Genomic DNA, 24,812 nt, shown 5'->3' on the forward strand with positions numbered 1-24,812 from the left:
ATGGAACATTATATTAGTCTGCTAGTTAAATCGATTTTCATCGAAAACATGGCGCTTTCTTTCTTCCTAGGTATGTGTACATTCCTAGCGGTATCTAAGAAAGTTAAAACTTCTTTTGGTCTTGGTGTTGCGGTAGTTGTAGTACTTACAATCGCTGTTCCTGTAAACAACCTTGTTTACACACACATCCTAAAAGAAAACGCGCTTGTTGAAGGTGTCGATTTAAGTTTCCTTAACTTCATCGCATTCATCGGTGTTATCGCGGCACTTGTGCAAATCCTAGAGATGGTTCTAGACCGTTTCTTCCCACCTTTGTACAACGCACTAGGTATCTTCCTTCCACTGATCACAGTTAACTGTGCAATCTTTGGTGGTGTATCTTTCATGGTAACTCGTGACTATAACTTTGCTGAATCTGTTGTTTACGGCTTCGGTTCTGGTGTGGGTTGGATGTTAGCTATCGTTGCTCTTGCGGGTATCCGTGAGAAGATGAAGTACTCTGACGTACCTCCAGGTCTACGTGGCCTTGGTATCACGTTCATTACTGTTGGTCTGATGGCGTTAGGCTTTATGTCTTTCTCTGGTGTTCAACTGTAGGGTAAGCACCCAGTAATAAGGAATAACAAATGCAAAGCATTATTCTTGGCGTAGCGATGTTTACCATTATTGTATTGGCTCTAGTACTAGTGATTCTTTTCGCTAAGTCTAAGCTGGTACCATCAGGTGACATCACTATTTCAGTAAACGGCGACCCTGAAAAGGCGATCGTTACTCAACCTGGTAGCAAGCTACTTGGTGCCCTAGCTGGCGCTGGTATCTTCGTATCTTCTGCTTGTGGTGGCGGTGGCTCTTGTGGTCAGTGTCGTGTAAAAGTTAAGTCTGGCGGTGGCGACATCCTGCCAACTGAACTTGATCACATCACAAAAGGCGAAGCTCGCGAAGGCGAACGTCTTGCATGTCAAGTTGCTATGAAAACTGACATGGAGATTGAACTAGACGAAGATATCTTTGGTGTTAAAAAGTGGGAATGTACTGTTATCTCGAATAACAACGAAGCTACTTTCATCAAAGAACTTGCTCTAGCAATCCCTGAAGGTGAAGAAGTACCGTTCCGCGCGGGTGGTTACATTCAGATTGAAGCTGAACCACATCACGTGAAATACGCAGATTACGATATTCCTGAGGAATACCGTGGTGACTGGGATAAGTTCAACTTGTTCCGTTACGAGTCTATCGTTAAAGAGCATTCGATCCGTGCTTACTCTATGGCTTCATACCCAGAAGAGAAAGGCATCATCAAGCTTAACGTGCGTATCGCAACTCCGCCGCCAAACAACCCTGACGTAGCTCCTGGTGTGATGTCTTCATACATCTGGTCTCTTAAAGAAGGCGACAAATGTACTATTTCTGGTCCATTTGGTGAGTTCTTTGCTAAAGACACAGACAATGAAATGGTATTCATCGGTGGTGGTGCAGGTATGGCGCCAATGCGTTCACATATCTTCGACCAACTTAAGCGTCTTAACTCTACTCGTAAGATGTCTTACTGGTATGGTGCACGTTCTAAGCGTGAGATGTTCTACATTGAAGATTTCGATGGCCTAGCGGCTGCAAACGAGAACTTCGTGTGGCACTGTGCACTGTCTGATCCTCAACCTGAGGACAACTGGGACGGTTACACAGGTTTCATTCACAACGTATTGTACGAGAACTACCTGAAGGATCACGAAGCTCCTGAAGACTGTGAGTACTACATGTGTGGTCCACCAATGATGAATGCGGCTGTTATCGGCATGCTGAAAGATCTTGGTGTAGAAGATGAAAACATCCTACTAGATGACTTCGGTGGTTAATCCATTTAAGTGATTGATATTATGGCTGACTCTCACGAGTCAGCCATTTGTTTTTCTAAGACTATTTTTGACAACATACTGGCTTATATAAGAAAGAGTAAGGCATTCAAAATACCTATTTTTTACTCTTATTTTTCCTTATATAAATCCTCAACATTAGACAGGAGTAAGCAAGTGAGAATTTGGCTTGTTGCATTAACTTCTTTAATTTTTCTTGCTGGCTGTGAACAGCCAAGAGAGCAAGTGCATTTAAGTGGCCCGACAATGGGCACCAGTTACAATATTAAATACATCAATGGTGATGAATTTCCGGAGTCTAACGAAGTTCATACTGAGATCGATCGTCTACTTGAAGAAGTGAATGATCAAATGTCGACTTACCGTGAAGACTCAGAGCTGAGTCGTTTCAACCAACACAAAGGTGCGGACGCATTCGAAGTCTCTGAACAAACCGCTATCGTTGTGAAAGAAGCAATTCGTTTGAACGGTCTTACTGAAGGTGCGCTGGATGTTACGGTTGGTCCATTAGTTAACCTTTGGGGTTTTGGTCCTGAAGCTCGTCCGGAAGTGGTTCCATCAGATGAAGAGCTTGCTGCTCGTAAAGCTAAAGTTGGTATTCATCACTTGAGCGTTGAAGGCAACAAGTTAACTAAAGACTTGCCTAATTTGTACGTCGACCTGTCAACCATTGCAAAAGGTTGGGGCGTTGATGTTGTTGCTGATTACCTTGATTCAATTGGTATTCACAACTACATGGTAGAAGTAGGTGGTGAAATCCGCTTGAAAGGCCTAAACCGAGAAAATGTAGGCTGGCGTATTGCCATCGAGAAGCCAAGTATTGACGAACGCAACATTCAAGAGATCATCGAACCTGGTGATATGGCGATCGCAACGTCTGGTGACTACCGCAACTATTTTGAGCGTGATGGTGTTCGTTACTCACACATCATCAACCCAGAAACAGGAAAGCCTCTTCATCATAAAGTGGTTTCTGTGACTGTTTTAAACCCGTCTTCAATGACTGCAGACGGCTTATCTACTGGCCTTATGGTCTTAGGTGAGGAAAAAGGAATGGAAGTCGCAAACCAACATAACATTCCAGTGTTCATGGTGGTAAAAACAGCAGATGGCTTTAAAGAAATTGCTTCTGAAGCATTTAAGCCATACTTAGGTAAATAAGGTAAGCGAGATAATTATGAATACATTTCTGATTACATTTGGTGTTTTTCTTGCAGTAATCGCAGCAATGTCAATTGGCTACATTATCCAAAAGAAAGTTGTGAAAGGTAGCTGTGGTGGTTTAGGTGCTGTTGGTATTGATAAAGTATGTAACTGTCCTGAACCCTGTGACGCGCGTAAGAAGCGTGAAGCACGTGAAGCTTACCGTGAAGAGAAGCTAGCTGAACGCCAACAAAAAGAAGCGGCTTGGAGTAAAGACCGTATCGCCTAATTAGTGACAGTCATAGGGATAGAGTTATCTGTGCCCTTAAATTGAAAAGCTCAAGATTATCTTCTTGAGCTTTTTTGGTTTTGAGGCTTAGTCATTTATCTTGGCAGATTAAAAATGGAAACAAAAACGAATGCCTATTGTTCGATTTGCATGCTGTTACGCGCAAACACTAGCTGGTTTCTACCTTGCTCTTTTGCCGTATAAAGAAGCTCGTCAGCGGCTTTGATCTGTTCATCTAACTTCGCGTCTAAATCGGTTACGCCAATACTGATACTGACCTTGATTCTTTGAGAGTCATGTACAACAACGTGGCTTTCAATGGCTTCTCTCATGGACTCTAAATTGTCAACAAAGCTCTCAAACGCACCGCATGACTGAATACAAAACTCTTCCCCCCCGAAGCGTACAGCGACATCGTCTTTAAAATGATCTTTGATGATTTTCCCTACATCGATCAGCACGGCATCACCACCATCGTGGCCAAAGGTATCATTCACTTTCTTAAAGAAGTCGATATCCATCATCGCGATATTTCGTTGATCGCAGCCCTTACAAGGATGATTGAACAGGTAGCGACGATTCCATAAGCCAGTAAGAGCATCCTCGTTGGCATGTCGAAACAGCTCATTGGCCGCTTCTTTCATATCAAGCAGTTGATGGATTCGGCAGAAAAACTCTTCTTGGTTAAAAGGCTTGTAAAGGAAGTCGTTAGCTCCTGCTTTCAGAAATCGAGCTGTCATGGTGCGGTCATCGCTGCCTGACAGTCCTAGAATAGCTAATTGGTTTCTATCATGATCACGTCGAATATCACGGATCATCGCTATACCATCTTTCTTCGGCATATCATGGTCTGTAACAACGAATGTAATCTCAGGGTCGTTATGAAGAAGCTTTAATGCTTGTTCGCCGTCTTCGGCTTGGATAGTTTGGATATATTGGTGTTCTAGAAGTTGAGCTATGTAACGGCGAACGACCGCAGAATCATCGACAACCAATGCTTTGTGGCGACGATTATTTGAAATTCTTTGAACCAGAGGGAGTAGGTAGCTTACTGATGACATACTGTCTTTAAGTATGTAGTCAATAACGCCTTTTGCTAGGACTTGTTCTCGCAGTTGATTGTCGAACATCCCGGTAAGAACAATTATTTTCTGTTGATAGCTTAATACGAGATCAATGATCTCACCGTCTTGCCCGTCAGGTAAGCAGTAATCTAATACGGCACACAAGAAATCCGTCTCTTGTTCCAAGATGTTTTTTGCTTCTGCAATCGATTCAGCAAGTGCGACCTCATAACCGCTATTTTTAAGCTGTTGGTACAGGTAGTTGCGGAATGCTCGGCTATCTTCCACTACTAGTATTTTTTCACTCACAAGCGATCCCTACTTATAGACTAAATACTCGTTAACAATAGTATCAGAAGAGCTTATGACTATTGAAGCGAAACCTCTTTAGCTGGACTCGAGATCGTTTTAAATCTGATAATAATTGGATTATACTGTTTATAGATACAGTTGTAAGGTCGAGTAATTCCTAGATGTGTAGCGCGGGTGAAGAGAGAGTAAGAAAAATAATTCATGTCGATATGGATTGTTTTTACGCGGCTGTAGAAATGCGTGATAACCCTGCTTACCGAAATCGCCCGTTAGCTGTTGGTGGGCATGAAAAGCAACGCGGCGTTTTGAGCACCTGTAATTATGAAGCCCGCAAGTTTGGTGTTCGCTCTGCAATGCCGACAGGAAAAGCCCTACAGCTTTGTCCTAATCTATTGGTTGTGCCGGGAAGAATGTCGGTCTATGTCGAGATATCTAAAAAGATCCGTGAAATTTTCTCTCGATACACATCAGTCATTGAGCCTCTTTCTTTGGATGAAGCTTTCCTTGATGTCACCGACTCTAAGCAGTGTTATGGTTCAGCTACACTTATTGCTGAGTCGATTCGCCGTGATATTTGGAATGAACTGAATCTGACGGCTTCTGCAGGTATTGCACCGATTAAATTTTTGGCGAAAGTGGCCTCGGATCTGAATAAGCCCAATGGTCAGTTTGTTATCCCTCCACAAGATGTGCAATCAGTGATCGATGAGCTACCACTTGAAAAGATTCCTGGTGTCGGTAAGGTGAGTATTGAAAAGTTGCATCAAGCAGGCTTTTTTACTTGTAAGGATATCAAGGAGTCTGACTATCGAGACCTGCTACTCAAGTTTGGCCGTCAAGGTGCATCACTCTGGAAGCGCAGTCATGGCATTGATGATCGAGAAGTTATCATCGAGCGCGAGCGAAAATCGGTAGGCGTAGAGCGCACCTTTACCCAAAATATTTCAACCTACGCCGAATGCTGGCAGGTAATCGAAGACAAGTTGTTTCCTGAACTTGAAACTCGTTTAGAAAAAGCCAGCCCAAGCAAAGCGATCATCAAACAGGGCATTAAGCTCAAGTTTGCCGACTTTCAACAAACTACTATTGAGCACATCCACGCCTCTTTAGATCGTGAACACTTCAAAGAACTGTTAAGTGAAATACTGAAAAGACAACAGGGGCGAGAAATACGCCTGCTTGGTTTAAGTGTGATGCTGCAACCCAAAGATCAAATGCGCCAGTTGAGTTTCTTTTAGGGTAAGGCGTTGGGAGTATAGATTTAGAAGTGTTGGTATTTGAATGCCGACTAGGTTTGATAACCTAGTCGGTTTTTTCTAATCAAGGAAATTAGCTTATCTAGGAAGTTGCTTAACTCGCGCTAAGGTATCACTGAATGGTTGCTGCTCCAGCTTACCGTAACCAACCATTTTGCTGGCTTTAAGCTTGGTTGAAAGTGGGGTGGCGATTCCGCATAAGAAGCGAGTAATAGCTTCGTCGGTAATCAATTGTTGGCTAGCAGAAATAAATTCATGTATCCATGTCATCACCGTCTCATCATCGACAGGTTCAACATCAACGGTTGGTAAGATTGCCACTTCTCCTCTACATACAGAGCAGTGACCGCAGTTTGTTGGTGCTTTATCATCAGCAAAGTAACTCGCAAGGCGTGAGCTAAGGCAAGTATCCGCCTCAAAGAAATTCAGCATTTGGCTAAGACGGTTTATCTCGCTGTTCTCTTTTGCTTTAAACAACTCAGTTAGACGCTCGGACAGTTGCATCATATCTTCAGAAGTATTGTGGATCGTGTAGACATCCGTGATCTGCTTGCTCTCCAATTCAATCCAACCTTGTTCATTGAAGTAATCGATAGCTGCAATTACGCGCTGACGATCGGCTTGGAAGTGAGTCCAAAGTGCATCGAAGTCGACTTGGCACCACACTCTTGCTTGAGGAGAGCATTGGAAAATCGCTTCTACAAATTGACGACGTTCACTTTGAAATTGCTCTGTGATCTGCTGCTTTGGGCGAATGAACTTAAATTTGTAATCAGCAAAGTAGCTGTACTTCGGCTCAATCACACCTTCAATTTCGAGATACACCAGTAGTGTTTTAAGCGGTAATTGACGAATGTTGGATTCACGTGATAGCTGGTTAAGCATGATCTCCCATTGGTTCGAGCCAGAAGCGCCAATGTTTTGATTTTCGTAGATCTCTTTCAATACTGCCTGGATCGATATGTTGTCGGGCGTATCACCAAAAACGAAGTTCTCGAGTGTGCTTAAACCATGTTTGTTAGCGAGTAGAATACATTCAGACGCTTGACCATCTCGGCCAGCTCTGCCGATCTCTTGTGAGTAGTTCTCTATCGATTTTGGTAAATCAAAGTGAATTACTCGGCGAATGTTGGACTTATCCACGCCCATACCAAACGCAATGGTTGCGACGATACAGCTCACTTCATCATTCATGAATTGATGTTGAATAGCATCTCTATTTTCAGGCTTAAGACCCGCATGGTAAGCCACCGCATTAACGCCAGCATTGCGAAGTTGCTGAGCCACCATCTCTGCTGTTTGTTGAAGGGTGACATAAACAATAGTTGGAGCGAGAGAAGCTTGGTTAACGACATTACACAAGGTTTCTAGCTTGCTGGTTTGTTCGCAAGGTTGAATCGACAGGTCGAGGTTTTGACGATAGAACCCCGTAACCACAACGCGTTCCTCATCAATTTCGAACTTCGATTTCATATCTTGGATAACAGATGTCGTCGCGGTTGCTGTCAGTAGCAGCACTTGAGGAATATTGAGCTGTTTCTGATATTGAGGAAGCTTCAGATAATCTGGTCTGAAGTTGTGTCCCCATTCTGAAATACAGTGCGCTTCATCTACCACCAGTAACGAGATCGGCACTTGGGAGATAAACTGGCGAAAGCGTTCGTTTTTCAAGCGCTCAACGGAGATCATGAGGATCTTGGTGTCACCGTTACGTACCGACTGCATAACCTGTTGTGTGGTTTGTCTGTCTTGGCTTGACTCGATTGCAGCTGCGCTAATGCCTTTACTGTGTAGGAAAGCGAGTTGGTCTTTCATTAAAGCTAACAGTGGTGATATCACCAAGGTTAATTGCGGCAGCTCTAATGCTGGTAATTGATAGCACAGCGATTTACCTGAGCCTGTAGGGAATATGGCCGCAGTTGAGTGACCAGATAGAACATTATCAATGACTTGCTTTTGCCCATTACGCAGTGAGTCGAATCCGAATACTTGTTTTAGCTTCTGCTCAATCATTTATGTTCTACCTGAGTTATTAAGTGTCGTATTGATGCTAAAGCGGGCGCCTATTCATGATAGCGTCGCTTGATGAATCAAATGTCTTGCACCTGATTGTACCTAATTCTATTCTGTAGCTCCTATAGAAAAGCACCCCAATAGTATGAATAAGTCTGAGCTTCGCCAAATAATTATAGAGCAACTCGAATCCCGATTACGTATCGCACAATCTGCCACTCAACGCGCGATTGACGCTGCGACAGATGAAGAGACAGTGCCTGAGCATAAGTACGATACATTGGCGCTAGAAGCTTCATATCTTGCCCATGGTCAAGCGGTGAGGGTGCAAGAGTGTGAGGACGACATTCAGTGTTATCGTAACTTAGTGCTGCGTGATAGTGAGAAGATTACGGTGAGCAGCTATGTTGTGGTCATTGACGAGCGAGATAAATATAAACACTTCTTTATGGGGCCGAGAGTTGGGGGGCTGTCTGTCACGTGGAATGATAATGAAGTAGCTATCGTGACGGCAAATGCACCTTTTGGTCAGGCGTTAATGGGTAAAGAAGTCGGTGATGAAATTGAATTTAAAGTTGCTGATAACCAGTTTTGCTACGAAGTGGTATCGGTTTGCTGAATAATTGGCTAAGGAATATAAGACGTTGCTCTGACAAAGAAGTATAAACCCAAGGTATAGTAATTTGTCAGATTGATGAGAGGATGTTATGAAAAACAGTGTATTAATTGCATCACTAACAGCGGTTATTGCTGTTGTGAGCCTGCCAACGTTTGCAGCGCAGTGTCGAGTTGATTTGAAGAATGAATTACGAATCGATGACCAAAAAGTCGAAATTCATCAGGTGAATGGTGATACTGCGGTCTTCGATGAAAACAATGACCTCTATATCCATGGCGAAAAAGTTGAGCTCGATGCTAACCAACAAGCTGCAATAGAGAAGTATCGTGACAGCATGAGTGAGTATTTACCTCGCGCAAAGCAAATGGCTAACGAGAGCTTAGCATTAGCCAATGACGTTATTGATGATATTGCTGCTAGCCTAGATTCGCCTGAGTCGTTTGATAACGTAAAAGAGTCAATGAAGACGTATTTTGCTGAACTTGAGGCTCGTTACTACAAAGATGGTGAGCTAGTACTACCAGCAGAAAGCTTTGATTCGATGGCCAATGGTTGGTCTGAAGATTTCGAGAAGGCTAAAGAGATCTTTAACCAAGAATTTATTTCTAGCGCTTTTAATGCGATGTCAGAAAAAATGAAACAAGACGGTGGTCTAAACCTTACCGAACTAGCTGACAGTATGGCTGAATTAAAGCTGAAAGTTGAAGAGCGAATGAAAGAACACTCTCAACAAGTACAAGAAGAAGCAAACGAGTTCTGTGATTCTCTTGATGAGATGGCGGAGCAAGAGCAAGAGTTGCATGAAATCATTCCGAACCTAAAAGACTATCAAGTCTTCACGATCTAATCTGGATCGACTTATGAATAGCAAGAGCATCGGTTGGTGCTCTTTTTGTTTGTACAAATGTAGCCACACGGCGAGTATTTATCTCAATTTAATCCATTTCCTTTTCAAGCCTGCCACCTCGCTTTATTGCTTTTAATTGAACGATAAGACTGGTCGTTTGTTAATTTTATGGTTCTAAATAGCGTATTGATTGTAAAAATTAGATAATTGTTCATTTATTGGTTGTACCTATCATTGCTTTTTATTACTGTACTTCTCAACTAGTTCACTGATTTTTAATGCGGGCGATATGGACCAACAATCTTCCTCTTCAAGAGAGCATTTTAGCTCTCGTTTAGGCTTTATTTTAGCAGCGGCTGGTGCAGCGGTTGGCTTAGGTAATATTTGGGGGTTCCCGACTCAAGTTGCCAGCAATGGTGGCGGTGCTTTCCTTTTGGTCTATTTGATCATGATCTTTGTGGTTGCTTTCCCAATGCTAGTGGTTGAGATGGCGATCGGTCGTCACGGCCAAGCAAATCCAGTTGATAGCATGCGCTCGTTGACGGCAAACCCTTTAGGTAAAAAAGTCGGTGAGTTTGTCGGTTGGATTGGCTTAAGTGTACCAAGTGCCGTATTGGCGTTTTACAGTATTGTTGGTGGTTGGTTAATCTGCTTCCTAATTGGCGCCGTCGCTGATCTGATTGGTTTAGAGGCTGCTGCTGATTGGTTTAAAGGCTTCAGCGTTGAGCGTAATGTATTTGGTACCGTCGCGTTCTATGTGCTGACGATTCTGATTGTACAGGGTGGTGTTAAGCAAGGCATCGAGAAGTGGTCGACGCGTTTGATGCCAGCACTGTTTGTGTTGTTCGGCCTATTGTTTGTCTACATCATGACGCAAGCTGGTGCGATGGAAGGCTTAAAACATTACCTAGTTCCAGACTTTGAGAAAGTGTGGGATAGAAAGCTGATTCTAGCGGCGATGGGGCAAGGCTTCTTCTCGCTAACGATTGGTGGCTGTTCAATGTTGGTTTATGGCTCTTACTTAAGTAAGAAAGAAAACCTGCCAAAAATGGCGATGAACGTGACGCTGGTAGATACTGCAGTGGCTTTTATTGCTGGTTTGGTAGTAATGCCTGCAATGTTTGTTGCGATGCAAAAAGGCGTTCAAATCTATGCGGAAGACGGTTCACTATTGAGCTCTGACACACTGGTATTCACTGTTCTGCCGTTGATGTTTGATAGCTTAGGTGTGCTTGGTCAGATCTTCGCAATTGTTTTCTTCTTGTTACTAACCATTGCCGCGCTGACTTCTTCTATCTCAATGTTAGAAGGCCCGGTAGCGTTAGTGAGTGAGCGCTTCAATACTAAACGTACGTCAACAAGTTGGGTGATTGGTGGTGCTATCGCGCTGTTTAGTGTGGTGATTGTTTACAACTTTGCTGCGATGTTTGGCATGGTAGCGATGATTGCAACTCAGTACCTTCAACCAGTCGCTGCACTGATGTTCTGTGTGTTTGGTGGTTGGGTATGGAGCCGAGCTTCAAAAGTGAAAGAGCTTGAGCAAGGTTGCTCTGATTTCCAATTGGGTTGGTTTGGTAAGGTTTGGCCTATGTATGTGAAGTTCGTGTGCCCAATCTTGGTAGCAACGGTTATCTGGGCTTCTTTCGGCTAATTAGCCATTATTGTCCATTTGTCCATTTGTCTATTGTTCACTCGTCTTAATTTAACAAAGCCGCTCTCATAGAGCGGCTTTGTTGTATCTGAATGATGGCGATGTAACGTGACAGTTTGTCGATACTAAAAAGGCGCATACCTGAGGGGATGCGCCTTTCAAATAGAGGGGAGTTAAGTAATGGCTTACTTAATTTCCATACCTTGAGCTTGTAAGTCTGCATGGTAAGAAGAACGTACAAATGGACCACAAGCTGCGTGAGTGAAGCCAAGCTCTAGAGCAATCTCTTTCAGCTCATCGAACTCAGAAGGCGGCACGTAGCGTTCTACTGGTAAGTGGTGGCGGCTTGGTGCTAGGTATTGGCCTAGTGTCAGCATAGTCACACCATGTTCGCGAAGGTCTTTCAGTACTTGAACGATCTCTTCTTTCGTCTCACCAAGACCCATCATCACACCTGATTTTGTTGGAATATCAGGGTGCTGCTCTTTGAATTTCTTCAGTAGATCAAGAGACCACTTGTAGTTCGCACCTGGACGCGCTTTACGGTATAGACGTGGCGCTGTCTCTAGGTTGTGGTTGAAAACATCTGGCGGGTTGTCTTTCATTAGATCAAGCGCAACATCCATACGACCGCGGAAGTCTGGAACCAGTGTTTCGATACGAATATTTGGGTTTAGTTCGCGAATCTCACGGTTACAATCAGCAAAGTGCTGAGCACCGCCGTCACGCAAGTCATCACGGTCAACTGAAGTGATTACTACGTACTTCAGTTTCATGTCTTTAATCGTCTTAGCCAGTTTCTTCGGCTCTTCTGCTTCAGGAGCAACAGGACGACCATGGGCAACATCACAGAACGGGCAGCGACGAGTACAGATAGCGCCAAGAATCATAAACGTTGCCGTACCGTGGTTGAAACACTCGGCTAGGTTAGGGCAAGACGCTTCTTCACAAACTGAGTGCAGGTTGTTTTTGCGCATTGCTGATTTGATTTCTTGAATACGATGGCTGTCTGAAGGAAGTTTAATCTTCATCCATTCAGGCTTACGTAGAACTTCTTTCTGTTCAGCAGGCATATTCTTTACGGGAATTAATGCCATTTTGTCAGCGTCACGATATTTAACGCCTTTTTCCATTTGGATTGGTTTGCTCATGATTTTATGCTTCTGCTGTAATGTTACTGGTGGCTTGAATGTCTACTTGGTCATAGCCGAGTAGCTCTACGAGCTCTTGTATTAACTGTTGCTCAACGTTTTCTAGTTCACTTGGTCCGCCGAGTTGGCTTACCTGTGCCATTTCCATACCTTGGTAACCACATGGGTTAATACGTAGAAATGGAGACAGGTCCATATCGACGTTGAGTGCTAGTCCGTGGAACGAGCAGCCACGTCGAATACGTAATCCGAGTGAACAGATTTTTTTGCCATCGACATAAACACCAGGAGCGTCAGGTCGGGCAGCTGAATCTATATTGTAAGCTTTCAGAGTATTGATTACGAGGTTCTCGATATGAGTAACCAAATCACGCACTCCGAATTTCTTGCGGCGGATATTAATCAGAAAGTAAGCAACTAATTGGCCTGGACCGTGGTAAGTCACTTGGCCACCGCGATCGCTTTGTATCACAGGGATATCACCGGCATTTAATACATGCTCAGCTTTGCCTGCTTGTCCTTGAGTGAAGACAGGGTTGTGCTCAACCAACCAAACTTGGTCTACGTCTTCTTCCGTGCGTTCGTCTGTGAACTTATGCATGGCTTTCCATACAGGTTCGTAATCCTGACGGCCTAATTTTTTTACGATTAGCTTATTTTGCAAAGCGGCACTCCCTCAAGGATTAATAAAGTGAACGCATTATAAACGCGAAACATGATTCTAACTACAGACGGACTGCAAGGTTTTTCAACTTTCTTTGTATTTATTTAAAATTAAGTTGAATGAATTTGGTGTCGATACTGTGCTTTAAACAAAAACAGCGGCAATAAGCCGCTGTTTTTCATGCGTAATCAAAGACTACAGAACCATACGAACGATTTCGATCTCGCCCAGTTCTTTATAAAGAGTTTCTACTTGTTCAATTGAAGTCGCAGTAATATTGATAGAAACAGAGTGGTAGTTACCTTTCGCACTCGGTTTTAGCGTTGGGCTGTAGTCACCAGGAGCGTGGCGCTGGATCACTTCTAGCACTAGCTCAGTCAGTTCTGGCTTAGCGTGGCCCATTACTTTGTAAGTGAATGAACAAGGGAACTCTAAGAGGTCTTTTAGTTTTGCATCAGAATTGATGTTCATGATTAGCTCCAAAAGGCTAGACTCTCGCAAATTGGCGAAATGTCGATAAAAAGCGTATTCGGTCAACAGACACGAGTAATAAGGCGGAATATTACGTGTAAATATCACCGAACTCAAGATCAACAAAAGCCGCACATGGCGGCTTTTGGTTCACTAATGAGTAAATCATGAACTTACTCATTAGGTTAGCTAGACAACAAGCTTAGGTTTTACTTAGAACAAACCTTTGGCTGGTTTAGAATAAACCCTTGAACAGAAGAACTAGGTAGTCCCATAGGCGGCTGAATAGGCTGCCTTGGTCTACATCTTCAAGTGCTAGTAGTGGGTATTCAGCAACGTCTTCACCGTCGACTTGGTAGAATAGTTTACCAACCACATCGCCTTTGCTGATTGGCGCTTCTAGCTCTTTCTCAAGAACGAAGCTTGCCTTCAGGTTCTTAGCTTGACCACGAGGTAGCGTAACGAAAGTATCTTCGTCGACACCCAGTGCCACGGTGTCTTTACTGCCCATCCAGATCTTCTCTTCTACGAAGGTTTCACCCGCTGTGTGTGGTGCCACTGTTTCGAAGAAGCGGAAGCCGTAGCTAAGCAGCTTTTTACTTTCTGTCTTACGAGCATTAGCATTCTTGGTACCCATAACTACAGCAACTAGGCGCATTTTTCCTTCGGTCGCTGAGCTTACTAGGCTGTAACCTGCATTGCTTGTGTGGCCCGTTTTGATGCCATCAACGTTCATGCTCTTATCCCATAACAGACCGTTACGGTTGTACTGGGTGATGCCGTTGTAAGTGAATTTCTTCTGTGAGTAGATACGGTACTCGTCTGGTACGTCGCGAATCAGAGCCTGACCAAGTAGCGCCATATCGTAAGGCGTTGAGTATAGGTTCGGGTTGTCTAGACCGTGCACGTTAGCGAAGTGCGTGTCTTTCATACCGATAGAGCTTGCCCATGCGTTCATTAGGTCAACGAATGCATCTTCAGATCCGGCGATGTGTTCAGCCATCGCAACACAAGCATCGTTACCTGACTGAACAATGATACCGCGGTTCAGTTCTTCAACTTTAACCGTTGTACCTACTTCAACGAACATCTTAGATGAATCTGGGAAGTTTTTAGCCCAAGCATTTTCACTGATTACAACATCGTCGTTTAAGTTGATGTTGCCACGTTCTAGCTCTTGGCCAATTACGTAGCTCGTCATCATCTTGGTTAAACTTGCTGGAGAAAGTTGAGTATTCATCTCTTTCTCTGCTAGTACTTTGCCTGAATGGTAATCCATCAGAACAAAACCTTTAGCGGCGATTTGAGGTGCATCAGGAACAACAATAGGAGCGGCGAATGACGATGTAGCTATCGTTGCAGAAAGAGCAACAGAAGTAGCAAAAATCGATTTAACAAGTTTATTAGATTTAATCATTTTGAATGCAATTATTTGGTGAACTATTCATATATTAACAGAATCACTCTGTCACACCAGAGCGCTGATTACCAGAAGTAACTGTTAGATTAATTAGCGAGTTAGGGTGTGTTTTTTTATATAAGCTGACGGGTAACCCATTAGCTTAACTTGTTCTAATTTTTCTTGAGTCAGAGCATAGTCATGAAATGGCCCAATCATCAGACGGTAGTTGTCATCATTTGGCTGCAAGAACGTTGCTACTTCTAGCTTTTCGGCTAGATCTTTAGCTAACTTCTCGGTTCTATCTTCATGCGGAGATGTTGCGACTTGAATGATAAATTGCGGTAAAGCGGCCTTTTTATTTGCGTCGGTTGGCATAGCCACAGTAATGACTTCAATCTCAACATTTGCCGTGCCCGTTCTCAGTACATCGAGCTTATAAGCTGCCGCATAACTAAGGTCAATGATTCGGCCTTCATGGAATGGGCCACGGTCATTGATACGAACAATAGTGGTTTTGTTATTGTCGGTATTCGTCACTTTTACATAGCTTGGAATTGGCAATGTTTTGTGAGCTGCTGACATCGAATACATGTCGTAGATCTCGCCGTTAGACGTTAAGTGACCATGAAATTTCTTACCGTACCAAGAGGCCTTGCCTTTCTCAGTAAACCCTTCGGTCTTTTTTACGATCTTGTAGTCTTCGCCACGCAGAGTGTAATCCGTATTACCACCTAAACTATAAGGTTCATACTGAGGGTAAGCATCTTCTAAATGCTCTACCGAAATCGGTGCGTCTGGTGCAATATCTGAATCAATATCGTAGCGACCTGTTGGCTTTTGTGAAGAACACCCATTGATTAAAACCGCTAGCCCTAAGATAGAGACTATTTTTTTGATTGGCAGCTCATCAACTAAGGATGCTTTTTTTGGAAACGTTGTAATAGACATCGATTAGGTCGCCTTTGAGAATGCTTTTCTGTGTGTATGGATCGACATTAAAATACCAAAACCAGCCATAAGGGTAACCATTGAAGTACCGCCATAACTGACCAGAGGAAGAGGAACACCTACAACAGGTAGAATGCCACTTACCATGCCAATGTTTACAAAAATGTAGACGAAGAAGCTCAGTACAATGCTGCCGCCCATCATTCGGCCGAATGCTGTTTGAGCTTGGCTAGCGAGCACTAAGCCACGTCCAATAATAAACAGGTAGATGGCAAGCAAGAACAAGATACCAATCATGCCCCATTCTTCGGCAATTACCGCAAAAATGAAGTCGGTATGGCGCTCTGGAATGAACTCTAGTTGGGATTGAGTGCCTTGCAGCCAACCTTTTCCTGATATACCACCAGAACCTATCGCAATCTTACTTTGAATGATGTGGTAACCCGCACCTAATGGATCGGATTCAGGATCAAAAAGGGTTCTTACACGTACTTTTTGATATTCACGCATCAAGAAGAACCATAAGATTGGGATAAATGCCCCCAACGCTATTGCCGCACTAGCAATGATTTTCCAACTGATACCTGCTAGGAATATCACGAAGATACCGGATGCGGCGATAAGGATAGATGTGCCTAGGTCGGGTTGCTTTGCGATTAGAATCGTAGGTACAAACACCATCACTAGCGAGATCGCTAATGTTTGGAAGGTGGGTGGAAGTGAGCGCTTACCGATAAATCGCGCCAGCATCAAAGGTACCGCCAGCTTTAACAGCTCTGAGGGTTGGAATCGAACAAAGCCGAAGTTTAACCAACGCTGTGCACCTTTAGAGGCTTCACCAAAGAACAATACGCCTAATAGCAAGATGACACCACCTGCAAACAGTAGTGGTGCCAAGGTCTCATAAGTGCGAGGTGAGATTTGCGCTAGGAAGATCATCACACCTAAAGACAGAGCCATACGCATCGCCTGGCGATCCATCATCGCAAGGCTTTGTCCGCTTGCGCTGTACATGATCAGTAGGGCAAAGCCCATTAAAACCAGAATGCCAAGTAAAAGCGGCAGGTCGATATGCAGCCTTTCGAATAAGGCTCTATTTCGTCCAGTTGAAGGATCAAGTTTCATTATTTAATTGGCTCGCTTTGATAATCTTCTGCAAGGATAATATGGTCTAAAATCCTTCTTACTACTGGGCCGCCGTTAGAAGAGCCACCACCTGCGTTTTCTAGAACGATAGTCACGACGGCTTCAGGATCTTCAAAAGGCGCGTAACCCGTAAAGAGGGCGTGATCGCGTAAGTGCTCTGCGATTTCATCCGCGTTGTACTCTTCATCTTCTTTTAAGCCGAACACCTGCGCGGTACCCGACTTACCAGCGGTTTGGTAAGACATCTTCTGGAATGAACGTCTTGCTGTGCCTTTCTTACCGTGGTTAGCCAGTCTCATGCCTTCCTGAGCGATATCCCAATACTTCTTCTTAACCCCGGTTAGTGGTGGGTAAGTTTCAATATCCGACATAATTTGTTCATCGAATGGGCGACCGTTATCAATGGTTGAACGCAGTAGGTGAGGGGCTGTTACTTCCCCTTCATTAACTAAAACTGATGTGGCTTTTGCAATCTGCATTGGTGTTGCTGTCCAGTAGCCTTGGCCAATGCCGACAGGGATAGTGTCACCTTGGTACCAAGGCACACGGTGTCTTGCCATTTTCCAATCACGAGTTGGCATATTGGCTTTACTTTCTTCATAAATATCGATGCCGGTATAATCACCGAATCCGAACATCATCATCCATTTGGATATGCGATCAATACCAAGGTCATAAGCAATTTGGTAAAAGAAAGTATCCACTGACTCTTCTATCGCTTTCTCGATATCAACGACACCGTGTCCCCAACGCAACCAGTCACGGAATGGTCTTGTTTTTGAGTTAGGGATCTTCCAATAACCTGGGTCATTACGCGTTGTATTGGGTGTAATCACACCTTCTTGCAGAGCCGCAACAGCAATGAAAGGTTTGATCGTCGACGCTGGTGGATAAATACCTAGCGTTGCACGGTTAACCAAAGGTCGGTCTTTGTCTTGAAGTAGCGCGTTATAACCTTTAGAGGAGATACCATGCACAAATGCATTTGGGTCGTAGCTTGGGCTAGACACCATGGCTAACACGCCATTGTCTTTAGGGTCGAGAACGATGGCTGAGCCACGGCGACCATCAAGTAATTTATGTACGTATAGCTGTAGCTTGATGTCCAAGTTGAGCACGATATCTTTACCCGGAACCGAAGGCACAAACTTCAGAGTGCGGATCACTCGTCCGCGGCTGTTTACTTCGACTTCTTGATAACCAGCGGTACCGTGCAACATGTCTTCGTAGTAGCGCTCAATGCCAAGTTTACCGATGTCACGAGTCGCTTGGTAATTAGCGTCTTTCTCTTCTCGTGCTAGGCGCTGCATATCACGGTCATTGATACGCGATACATAACCAATAACGTGAGTCAGCACATCACCATAAGGGTAGAAACGTTTTAACGTGCCTGTGACCTCAACACCAGGGAACTTATGTTGGTTTACAGAGAAGACCGCAACTTGTTCTTCTGTGAGTTGGTTCAGAATCGGTACTGACTTGAAGCGTCTTGAATTACGGCGATCACGATTAAAACGCTCGATGCGTTCTGGTGGGATCTCGATTAACTCTTGTAGACGGACAAGCGTGTCATCCATATCGTTGATTTTTTCTGGTGTGATTTCTAGGTTGAAAACGGGGCGGTTTTCGGCAAGAAGTACACCGTTGCGATCGTAAATCAAACCACGGTTAGGCGCGATTGGAACGACCTTGATACGGTTGTCGTTAGAGCGGGTTTTATAGTCCTGATATTGGTTGATTTGAATGTTGTAAAGGTTCATAACCAACATCGACATCATCACTATGATCCCTGCAAACGCAACAAAAGCACGACTAGTAAATAGTCGTGCTTCTGCTTTGTAGTCTCGGATTTGGCTACGTTTACGTAACATTAACGCTTATTCTCGATGATAAGGGTGGTTAGCAGTGATGCTCCAAGCTCGATACAAGCTTTCAGCCATGATAACGCGTACTAATGGGTGAGGGAGAGTAAGCGCAGACAGAGACCAACTTTGGTCTGCTGCCGCTTTACATGCCGGTGCTAATCCTTCAGGCCCGCCAATCAGGATAGAAACGTCACGTCCATCCAACTTCCAGCTTTCCAGTTGCTCAGCCAGTTGTGGTGTATCCCATTTTTTACCTGGGATGTCGAGCGTGACAATTCTGTTGCCTTTTGGCACTGCTGCCAGCATCGCTTCACCTTCTTTCTGAAGAATGCGTGCAATATCGGCATTTTTACCGCGCTTTCCTGCAGTAATTTCAATGAGCTCTAACGGCATATCGTGAGGGAAGCGACGTTTGTATTCTTTAAACCCTTCTTCAACCCACTTTGGCATTTTTGTACCAACTGCGATTAACTGGATCTTCAAAGCTTAGCCCCAAAGTTTTTCTAGTTGGTACAGTTCACGGTGTTCTTCTTGCATAACGTGAAGCATGCTTGTGCCCATATCTAGAACAACCCATTCACCTTCTTGCTGGCCGTCCATGCCTAGTGGTTGCATGCCTGCTTTACGTACTTCATCAGCAACATGCTGTGCAATAGAAGCAACATGGCGTTTAGAGGTGCCAGTACAAACAATCATGTAATCAGTAACACTTGATTTGCCTTCTACATCGATAGTCACAATCGATTCTGCTTTCATGTCGTCGGCTTTGTCTGCAAGAAAATCTTTTAGTTCTTCACGTAACACGGGGTGTTCCTTTAATCTGAATTTAGCTTTTTAGGGGCTGTTGACCCTAGAATATACCACGCTTTTATGCGTGAAATGGTATTGAAGCTGAAGGGATACAAAACTCTACGCTTAACTGATGAATTAGTGGCCAAGGCGACTGCTCATATTGAGTTTTTGTCATCAATTCAGCTTGAGTGAGCAACGCGAACAAAGAGTGTAATTGAGAAATCGAAACTCTTGTTAGCGCGGCGTTATAAAGAGGCTTTTTTGATTGCCAGATGCGGTGTTTCTCGAAGACCTGACCAATCGGCATCTGTTTCATTTGTTGTTGCATTTGCAGCAGTAAGGCGAGTTCTCGCTGCACGCTACGCAGTAAAATAACAGGCTCAACACCCTCAGCTTCTAATTGTCTTAAAATTCGCTGCGCTCGATTCCCTTTACCCGCCAGTAAGGCGTCACTCCAGTGGAATGGAGTAAAGTGGTTGTGTCGACTCAGCGATTCTTCTAAGCGTACTAATGTGAGCTTTCCATCTGGGTATTGGAGAGCCAGCTTTTCTAGGCTCTGAGTCAATGCAAAAAGGTTGCCTTCGTGCCATTGTGCCAACATTTGAATCGCCTCAGGATCTGGCGTTAAACCTATTTGACGGCAGCGAGCTTGGACAAATTGAGGTAATCGACTGACATCTGGCGTTAAGCAACTGACCCAGTGTCCTTGATTCGAGAGAGCCTTAAACCACTTAGCGTTTTCTTGAGCTTTAGTTAGTTTAGTACCCACTAAGATCAACAAAATATCGTTATGGATATTCTCGGAGATTGCGAGTAGCTCTTTTGCTATTGCGGCATTGACGCCTGACTCTGGCAGCTCAAGCTCGATGACTTGACGGCTAGAGAATAGGCTCAGTGCTTGAGTGCAGTCGTAGACTTGATTCCAGTCCAGACTGCTATCAATCGCAAAGCGGTGACGTTCTTCAAAGCCTTGCTGTTTTGCAGCCTTTTGAATCGCTTCTCGGCTCTCTTGCAACAGTAGAGGCTCGTTACCAAAAATGAGGTAAACATTACTCAACTGTTTAGCAAGTTGCTCTGATAAGCGGTCAGCAAAAATACGCATCAAATAAACCTATTACTCAGCCGATTCGCTAAGTGTTGGTTGCTCTGCTGAAGCCGGTACGATCTCAACGTCGTCAATTTCAACATTCTTGATGTTGTATTGCTTTTCAAGCTCTTTAACTTGAACGTTTTCTAATGACTCTAGATTCATGCTACCAGCGGCAATATTGGCTTTTAGTCGAGCCATCTGACGTAAGATTTGGCTTGTTGCCAGCTTACGCATTTCGTCTTCGATCATGTCGCGCTCAACTGATTTCGCAAGTGCTGTTAGCGGGTTATCTAGATAGCTACGGGTTACGCTAGTAGAGAATGTTTTGGATCCAATTTCGGGGATAGTTACGCGATATGAAGCGTAGAACGTTAGCTCAATCTCAGCTGCGCGAGTATTTTGGTATAAAGATAGCGTTCTTTCACCAACACCTTCACCGATAATATATAAGTTCGGTGTATTTTCAGCCGGTGGTACAATTTCTACATCATTCATACGTAGCTGACCTTTCATCATACGTGTAAACGTACTGTATTGGTCGTAACTGGTTACGGAGATCTTGTTGAGTTCTTCTGGTACGGAGTAATCACCACGCAGGTGGAAACCACACGCACTTAACAGGCTGACGGTTAAAACAACAATAGTAACTTTCAATGAAGATAGTGAAATCAGGCGCATTATTTGATGGCTCTCATGAAGGTAGAATACTTATTTAAAGGCTTTAGAGCTTTCGAATCGTAGGGCTCTGAGTCTAAAGCACTTAAATAAGTAGACAGGGCAATGTTGCACCCTGTCTAAAGACTACTGAAAACAAAATAAGTTCGCTTCAGCAGTTATATGTGCAGACTAAAGATAGTTCGCTTTAATCTGCGACTAGTTAGTTAGCTAATATTAGTTAGCTACGATGTTCAGAAGCTTGCCAGGTACAAAGATAACTTTACGAATAGTTAAGCCATCTAAGAACTTCTTAGCATTCTCATCGTTTAGACCAAGTTCACGAACTTGCTCTTCGGTCGCGTCAGCAGCAACCGTTAGCTTCGCTCGTAGCTTACCGTTGATCATTACAACGATAGTCTTCTCGTCTTCAACTAGCGCTTTCTCATCGAAAGTTGGCCATGTTGCTGAGTCTACGTTTGATTCACCAAGTGCAATCCACATTTCGTAAGAGATGTGTGGAGTCATTGGGTAAAGCATACGAACTACTGCTTTTAGCGCTTCATCAAGAATTGCACGATCTTGTACTGACTCTTGAGGTGCTTTCGCCAACTTGTTCATCAGTTCCATGATTGCAGCGATAGCTGTGTTGAACGTTTGGCGACGGCCGATATCGTCCGTTACTTTCGCGATAGTCTTATGGATATCACGACGAAGTGCTTTTTGGTCGCCAGATAGAGCAGAAGCGTCAACAGATTCAGCGGCACCTTTAGAAGAGTGAGCGTGAACCAATTTCCAAACACGCTTAAGGAAGCGGTTTGCGCCTTCAACGCCAGACTCTTGCCACTCAAGCGTCATGTCTGCAGGTGATGCAAACATCATGAATAGACGTACAGTATCAGCGCCGTACTTATCTACCATCTCTTGTGGGTCGATGCCGTTGTTTTTAGACTTAGACATTTTGATCATGCCTGAGTGTTCAACATTGCGACCTTCGCTATCAACTGCTGATTCAATGCGACCTTTACCGTCACGCTCAACCGTTACGTCAGTCGGTGCGATCCACTCTTTAGTGCCTTTTTCGTTTTCGTGATAGAACGCGTCAGCCAAAACCATGCCTTGACATAGTAGTTGCTTGAACGGTTCGTCAGACGTTACGTAACCAGCGTCGCGTAGAAGCTTATGGAAGAAACGAGAGTAAAGTAGGTGCATACAAGCGTGCTCGATACCACCAACGTATTGGTCAACTGGCAGCCAGTAGTTTGCTTTCTCTGGATCTAGAATGTCGTCTGCTTGTGGTGAACAGTAACGAGCGTAGTACCAAGAAGATTCCATGAACGTATCGAATGTGTCTGTCTCACGTAGAGCAGGTTCACCGTTGAATGTTGTTTCAGCCCAAGACTTGTCTGCCTTGATTGGGCTCGTTACGCCATCCATTACCACATCTTCAGGAAGAATGACTGGTAGTTGGTCTGCTGGTACAGGATGAACTTCACCGTCTTCAGTCGTTACCATTGGGATTGGCGCACCCCAGTAACGCTGACGAGATACACCCCAGTCGCGTAGACGGAAGTTTACTGTCTTCTTACCTTTGCCTTCTGCTTCAAGCTTCGCAGCGATTGCATCGAATGCTTCTTGGAAAGCAAGACCATCGAATTCACCAGAATCGAACAATACACCTTTCTCAGTGTACGCCGCTTCAGAAACGTCTAGCTCAGAGCCATCTTCTGGCTTGATTACTGGGATGATATCGATGCCGTACTTAGTTGCGAACTCATAGTCACGTTGATCGTGAGCAGGAACCGCCATTACCGCACCTGTGCCGTAATCCATAAGTACGAAGTTTGCTACGTATACAGGAACAACACGACCGTTAAGAGGGTGGATAGCTGTTAGGCCAGTATCCATACCTTTCTTTTCCATCGTTGCCAGTTCAGCTTCAGCAACTTTAGTGTTACGACACTCTTCAACGAATGCAGCAAGCTCTGGGTTGTTCTTCGATGCTTTCTCTGCAAGAGGGTGACCTGCAGCGATACCAACGTATGAAACACCCATCAGTGTGTCTGGACGAGTTGTGTACACTTCTAGTGGCGCTTCTTCGCCGTTAACAGCGAAAGACAGCTCAACACCTTCAGAGCGGCCGATCCAGTTGCGCTGCATGGTTTTAACCATTTCAGGCCAGCCTTCAAGGTTGTCTAGATCGTCTAGTAGCTCTTGAGCGTACTCAGTGATTTTGATGAACCACTGAGGAATTTTCTTTTGTTCTACCGGAGTATCACAACGCCAGCAGCAACCGTCTTCTACTTGCTCGTTTGCCAGTACAGTTTGGTCATTTGGACACCAGTTCACAGAAGAAGTCTTCTTGTAAACTAGGCCTTTTTCGTAAAGCTTAGTGAAGAACTCTTGTTCCCAACGGTAGTACTCTGGAGTACATGTTGCGAATTCACGGTTCCAGTCGTAACCAAAGCCTAGAAGCTTAAGCTGGTTTTTCATGTACTCAATGTTTTCGTAAGTCCATGGCGCAGGCGCTGTGTTGTTTTTAACAGCTGCGTTTTCTGCAGGTAGGCCGAATGCATCCCAACCAATTGGCTGCATTACGTTTTTGCCTTGTAGACGTTGGAAACGAGATACCACATCACCGATGGTGTAGTTACGCACGTGACCCATGTGCAGTCGGCCACTTGGGTAAGGGAACATAGAAAGACAGTAGAATTTTTCTTTGTTTGGGTCTTCACTTACAACGAAAGTTTCGCTGTTATCCCAGTGTTGTTGAACCTTTTGTTCAATCTCTTGCGGGTTATATTGTTCTTGCATCGATGGTATCCGGTTATCTTGGAATTTGTGAGTTCGGTTAGAACAGAATCTTACAGATCGTCATAGAATACCTAAAGGAGCTGAGTACAACAATAGTTATACCCTTCATACTTGCAGTTGCTGCCTAGTAGATTGTGTAATTTTCACTGAATTTCGCAGGGCAACTATACTTAAGAGTATGAATTGCATTTGTTTGTAAGCGGGAGTGCATTGCGGCGCATCCGTTTGCTCGCTTCAAGGTTGGTTATCTTAAGGAGGTTGTTATGCCGAAGAAAAAAGCACTCTATGAAGAAGTTGTTGAAGAGGTCATCGAAACGCTGAAGCATAGTCCTGAAGAGCTCAACAACAAAATCGAAACGTCAGGCAAGTATGCGAAAGCAGCCAACGACATGACCAAAGATGAATTATCGCTGATTTCAGCCTACGTGAAATCGGACTTGAAAGAGTTTTCTGAAAGCTATGAAGAGAGTAAAAGCGGTCCATTCTATTTGATGATTGCAGACTCTATATGGCAAGGTCTTCTAGACATAACCGATCGAACGAAAGTTGAATGGGTTGAGCTGTTCCAAGATCTTGAACATCAGGGCTTATATCAAGCGGGTGAAGTCATTGGGTTAGGCACCTTGGTATGTGACGAGTGTGGCCATCAAACTGAATATAACCACCCAACCAATATCATTCCATGCATTAAATGTGGCTCTACAGGGTTTAGCCGCAAAGCACTTAAGCCGTAAACATGTAATTAACTTC

The 24,812-nt window shown here is 44.1% G+C and carries 23 protein-coding genes; 9 read left to right on the forward strand and 14 right to left on the reverse strand.

The features are described from left to right. The 4 genes from nqrE (at nt 1) to nqrM (ending at nt 3,303) form a co-directional block, all read left to right on the forward strand. Nucleotides 1-597, forward strand: a complete 597-nt coding sequence (gene nqrE, locus QQ041_RS15070) for an NADH:ubiquinone reductase (Na(+)-transporting) subunit E (RefSeq protein WP_009848375.1) — start codon at nt 1-3, stop codon at nt 595-597. A gap of 29 nt (nt 598-626) precedes the next feature. Next, nucleotides 627-1,853, forward strand: coding sequence for an NADH:ubiquinone reductase (Na(+)-transporting) subunit F (gene nqrF, locus QQ041_RS15075; protein WP_010439056.1), 1,227 nt, complete (start codon nt 627-629; stop codon nt 1,851-1,853). A 174-nt stretch (nt 1,854-2,027) separates the two neighbouring features. Continuing rightward, nucleotides 2,028-3,032 (forward strand): FAD:protein FMN transferase, encoded by a 1,005-nt coding sequence (locus QQ041_RS15080; protein ID WP_146491383.1) that lies wholly within the window; start codon nt 2,028-2,030, stop codon nt 3,030-3,032. A gap of 16 nt (nt 3,033-3,048) precedes the next feature. Beyond that, on the forward strand, nt 3,049-3,303 hold the full coding sequence (gene nqrM / locus QQ041_RS15085; protein ID WP_009848378.1) for a (Na+)-NQR maturation NqrM: 255 nt from the start codon (nt 3,049-3,051) through the stop codon (nt 3,301-3,303). Nucleotides 3,304-3,437: 134 nt separating this feature from the next. On the opposite strand, the gene QQ041_RS15090 is transcribed toward nqrM, so the two are convergent. Continuing rightward, complete coding sequence (locus QQ041_RS15090; RefSeq protein ID WP_285954340.1) at nt 3,438-4,676, reverse strand: response regulator; 1,239 nt, start codon at nt 4,674-4,676, stop codon at nt 3,438-3,440. Nucleotides 4,677-4,840: 164 nt separating this feature from the next. Here QQ041_RS15090 and dinB point away from each other — a divergent pair, with 164 nt between their 5' ends. After that, a complete protein-coding gene (gene dinB, locus QQ041_RS15095; protein ID WP_285954341.1) occupies nt 4,841-5,917 on the forward strand; it encodes a DNA polymerase IV in 1,077 nt (358 codons plus the stop codon). Nucleotides 5,918-6,013: 96 nt separating this feature from the next. On the opposite strand, the gene QQ041_RS15100 is transcribed toward dinB, so the two are convergent. After that, entirely contained in the window at nt 6,014-7,948 is a 1,935-nt protein-coding gene (locus QQ041_RS15100; protein ID WP_285954342.1) for an ATP-dependent DNA helicase RecQ, read from the reverse strand. Nucleotides 7,949-8,093: 145 nt separating this feature from the next. Here QQ041_RS15100 and QQ041_RS15105 point away from each other — a divergent pair, with 145 nt between their 5' ends. The 3 genes from QQ041_RS15105 to QQ041_RS15115 all read left to right on the forward strand — a co-directional run bounded on the left by QQ041_RS15105 (nt 8,094) and on the right by QQ041_RS15115 (nt 11,065). Beyond that, nucleotides 8,094-8,567, forward strand: a complete 474-nt coding sequence (locus QQ041_RS15105) for a GreA/GreB family elongation factor (RefSeq protein WP_060983362.1) — start codon at nt 8,094-8,096, stop codon at nt 8,565-8,567. Nucleotides 8,568-8,655: 88 nt separating this feature from the next. Next, entirely contained in the window at nt 8,656-9,414 is a 759-nt protein-coding gene (locus tag QQ041_RS15110) for a YggN family protein (protein WP_285954343.1), read from the forward strand. A 289-nt stretch (nt 9,415-9,703) separates the two neighbouring features. Further along, entirely contained in the window at nt 9,704-11,065 is a 1,362-nt protein-coding gene (locus tag QQ041_RS15115; RefSeq protein WP_146491389.1) for a sodium-dependent transporter, read from the forward strand. Nucleotides 11,066-11,250: 185 nt separating this feature from the next. On the opposite strand, the gene lipA is transcribed toward QQ041_RS15115, so the two are convergent. The 12 genes from lipA to leuS form a co-directional block, all read right to left on the reverse strand. Further along, nucleotides 11,251-12,216 (reverse strand): lipoyl synthase, encoded by a 966-nt coding sequence (gene lipA / locus QQ041_RS15120; RefSeq protein ID WP_017059920.1) that lies wholly within the window; start codon nt 12,214-12,216, stop codon nt 11,251-11,253. A gap of 4 nt (nt 12,217-12,220) precedes the next feature. Further along, nucleotides 12,221-12,880: a lipoyl(octanoyl) transferase LipB gene (lipB, locus tag QQ041_RS15125; RefSeq protein ID WP_004737632.1), complete on the reverse strand. Its 660-nt coding sequence runs from the start codon at nt 12,878-12,880 to the stop codon at nt 12,221-12,223. Nucleotides 12,881-13,075: 195 nt separating this feature from the next. Then, on the reverse strand, nt 13,076-13,354 hold the full coding sequence (gene ybeD / locus QQ041_RS15130) for a DUF493 family protein YbeD (RefSeq protein ID WP_026084358.1): 279 nt from the start codon (nt 13,352-13,354) through the stop codon (nt 13,076-13,078). Between the two features lie 232 nt (nt 13,355-13,586). Then, on the reverse strand, nt 13,587-14,768 hold the full coding sequence (locus tag QQ041_RS15135; RefSeq protein WP_017067140.1) for a serine hydrolase: 1,182 nt from the start codon (nt 14,766-14,768) through the stop codon (nt 13,587-13,589). Between the two features lie 93 nt (nt 14,769-14,861). Beyond that, complete coding sequence (locus QQ041_RS15140) at nt 14,862-15,701, reverse strand: septal ring lytic transglycosylase RlpA family protein (protein WP_285954344.1); 840 nt, start codon at nt 15,699-15,701, stop codon at nt 14,862-14,864. Nucleotides 15,702-15,704: 3 nt separating this feature from the next. Continuing rightward, complete coding sequence (rodA, locus tag QQ041_RS15145; RefSeq protein ID WP_048607962.1) at nt 15,705-16,826, reverse strand: rod shape-determining protein RodA; 1,122 nt, start codon at nt 16,824-16,826, stop codon at nt 15,705-15,707. Next, nucleotides 16,826-18,718 carry a penicillin-binding protein 2 gene (mrdA, locus tag QQ041_RS15150; RefSeq protein WP_048657915.1) on the reverse strand — a complete coding sequence of 631 codons (1,893 nt, stop codon included), beginning with the start codon at nt 18,716-18,718 and terminating at the stop codon, nt 16,826-16,828. The genes rodA and mrdA overlap by 1 nt, the downstream gene beginning before the upstream one ends. Before the next feature lie 6 nt (nt 18,719-18,724). Continuing rightward, nucleotides 18,725-19,195, reverse strand: a complete 471-nt coding sequence (rlmH, locus tag QQ041_RS15155; protein ID WP_004735246.1) for a 23S rRNA (pseudouridine(1915)-N(3))-methyltransferase RlmH — start codon at nt 19,193-19,195, stop codon at nt 18,725-18,727. Nucleotides 19,196-19,198: 3 nt separating this feature from the next. Further along, complete coding sequence (gene rsfS, locus QQ041_RS15160) at nt 19,199-19,516, reverse strand: ribosome silencing factor (protein WP_004735247.1); 318 nt, start codon at nt 19,514-19,516, stop codon at nt 19,199-19,201. Nucleotides 19,517-19,580: 64 nt separating this feature from the next. Next, entirely contained in the window at nt 19,581-20,606 is a 1,026-nt protein-coding gene (gene holA, locus QQ041_RS15165; protein ID WP_285954345.1) for a DNA polymerase III subunit delta, read from the reverse strand. A 12-nt stretch (nt 20,607-20,618) separates the two neighbouring features. After that, nucleotides 20,619-21,272 (reverse strand): LPS assembly lipoprotein LptE, encoded by a 654-nt coding sequence (gene lptE / locus QQ041_RS15170; RefSeq protein ID WP_285954346.1) that lies wholly within the window; start codon nt 21,270-21,272, stop codon nt 20,619-20,621. A gap of 213 nt (nt 21,273-21,485) precedes the next feature. After that, nucleotides 21,486-24,062, reverse strand: coding sequence for a leucine--tRNA ligase (gene leuS / locus QQ041_RS15175; protein ID WP_239717534.1), 2,577 nt, complete (start codon nt 24,060-24,062; stop codon nt 21,486-21,488). A 263-nt stretch (nt 24,063-24,325) separates the two neighbouring features. On the opposite strand from leuS, the gene QQ041_RS15180 reads away from it, so the two are divergent. Next, on the forward strand, nt 24,326-24,796 hold the full coding sequence (locus tag QQ041_RS15180; RefSeq protein WP_012603380.1) for a zinc ribbon-containing protein: 471 nt from the start codon (nt 24,326-24,328) through the stop codon (nt 24,794-24,796). Nucleotides 24,797-24,812: the final 16 nt, after the last annotated feature.

Source organism: Vibrio sp. TMPB1044, assembly GCF_030442075.1.
GTDB lineage: Bacteria > Pseudomonadota > Gammaproteobacteria > Enterobacterales > Vibrionaceae > Vibrio > Vibrio satsumensis.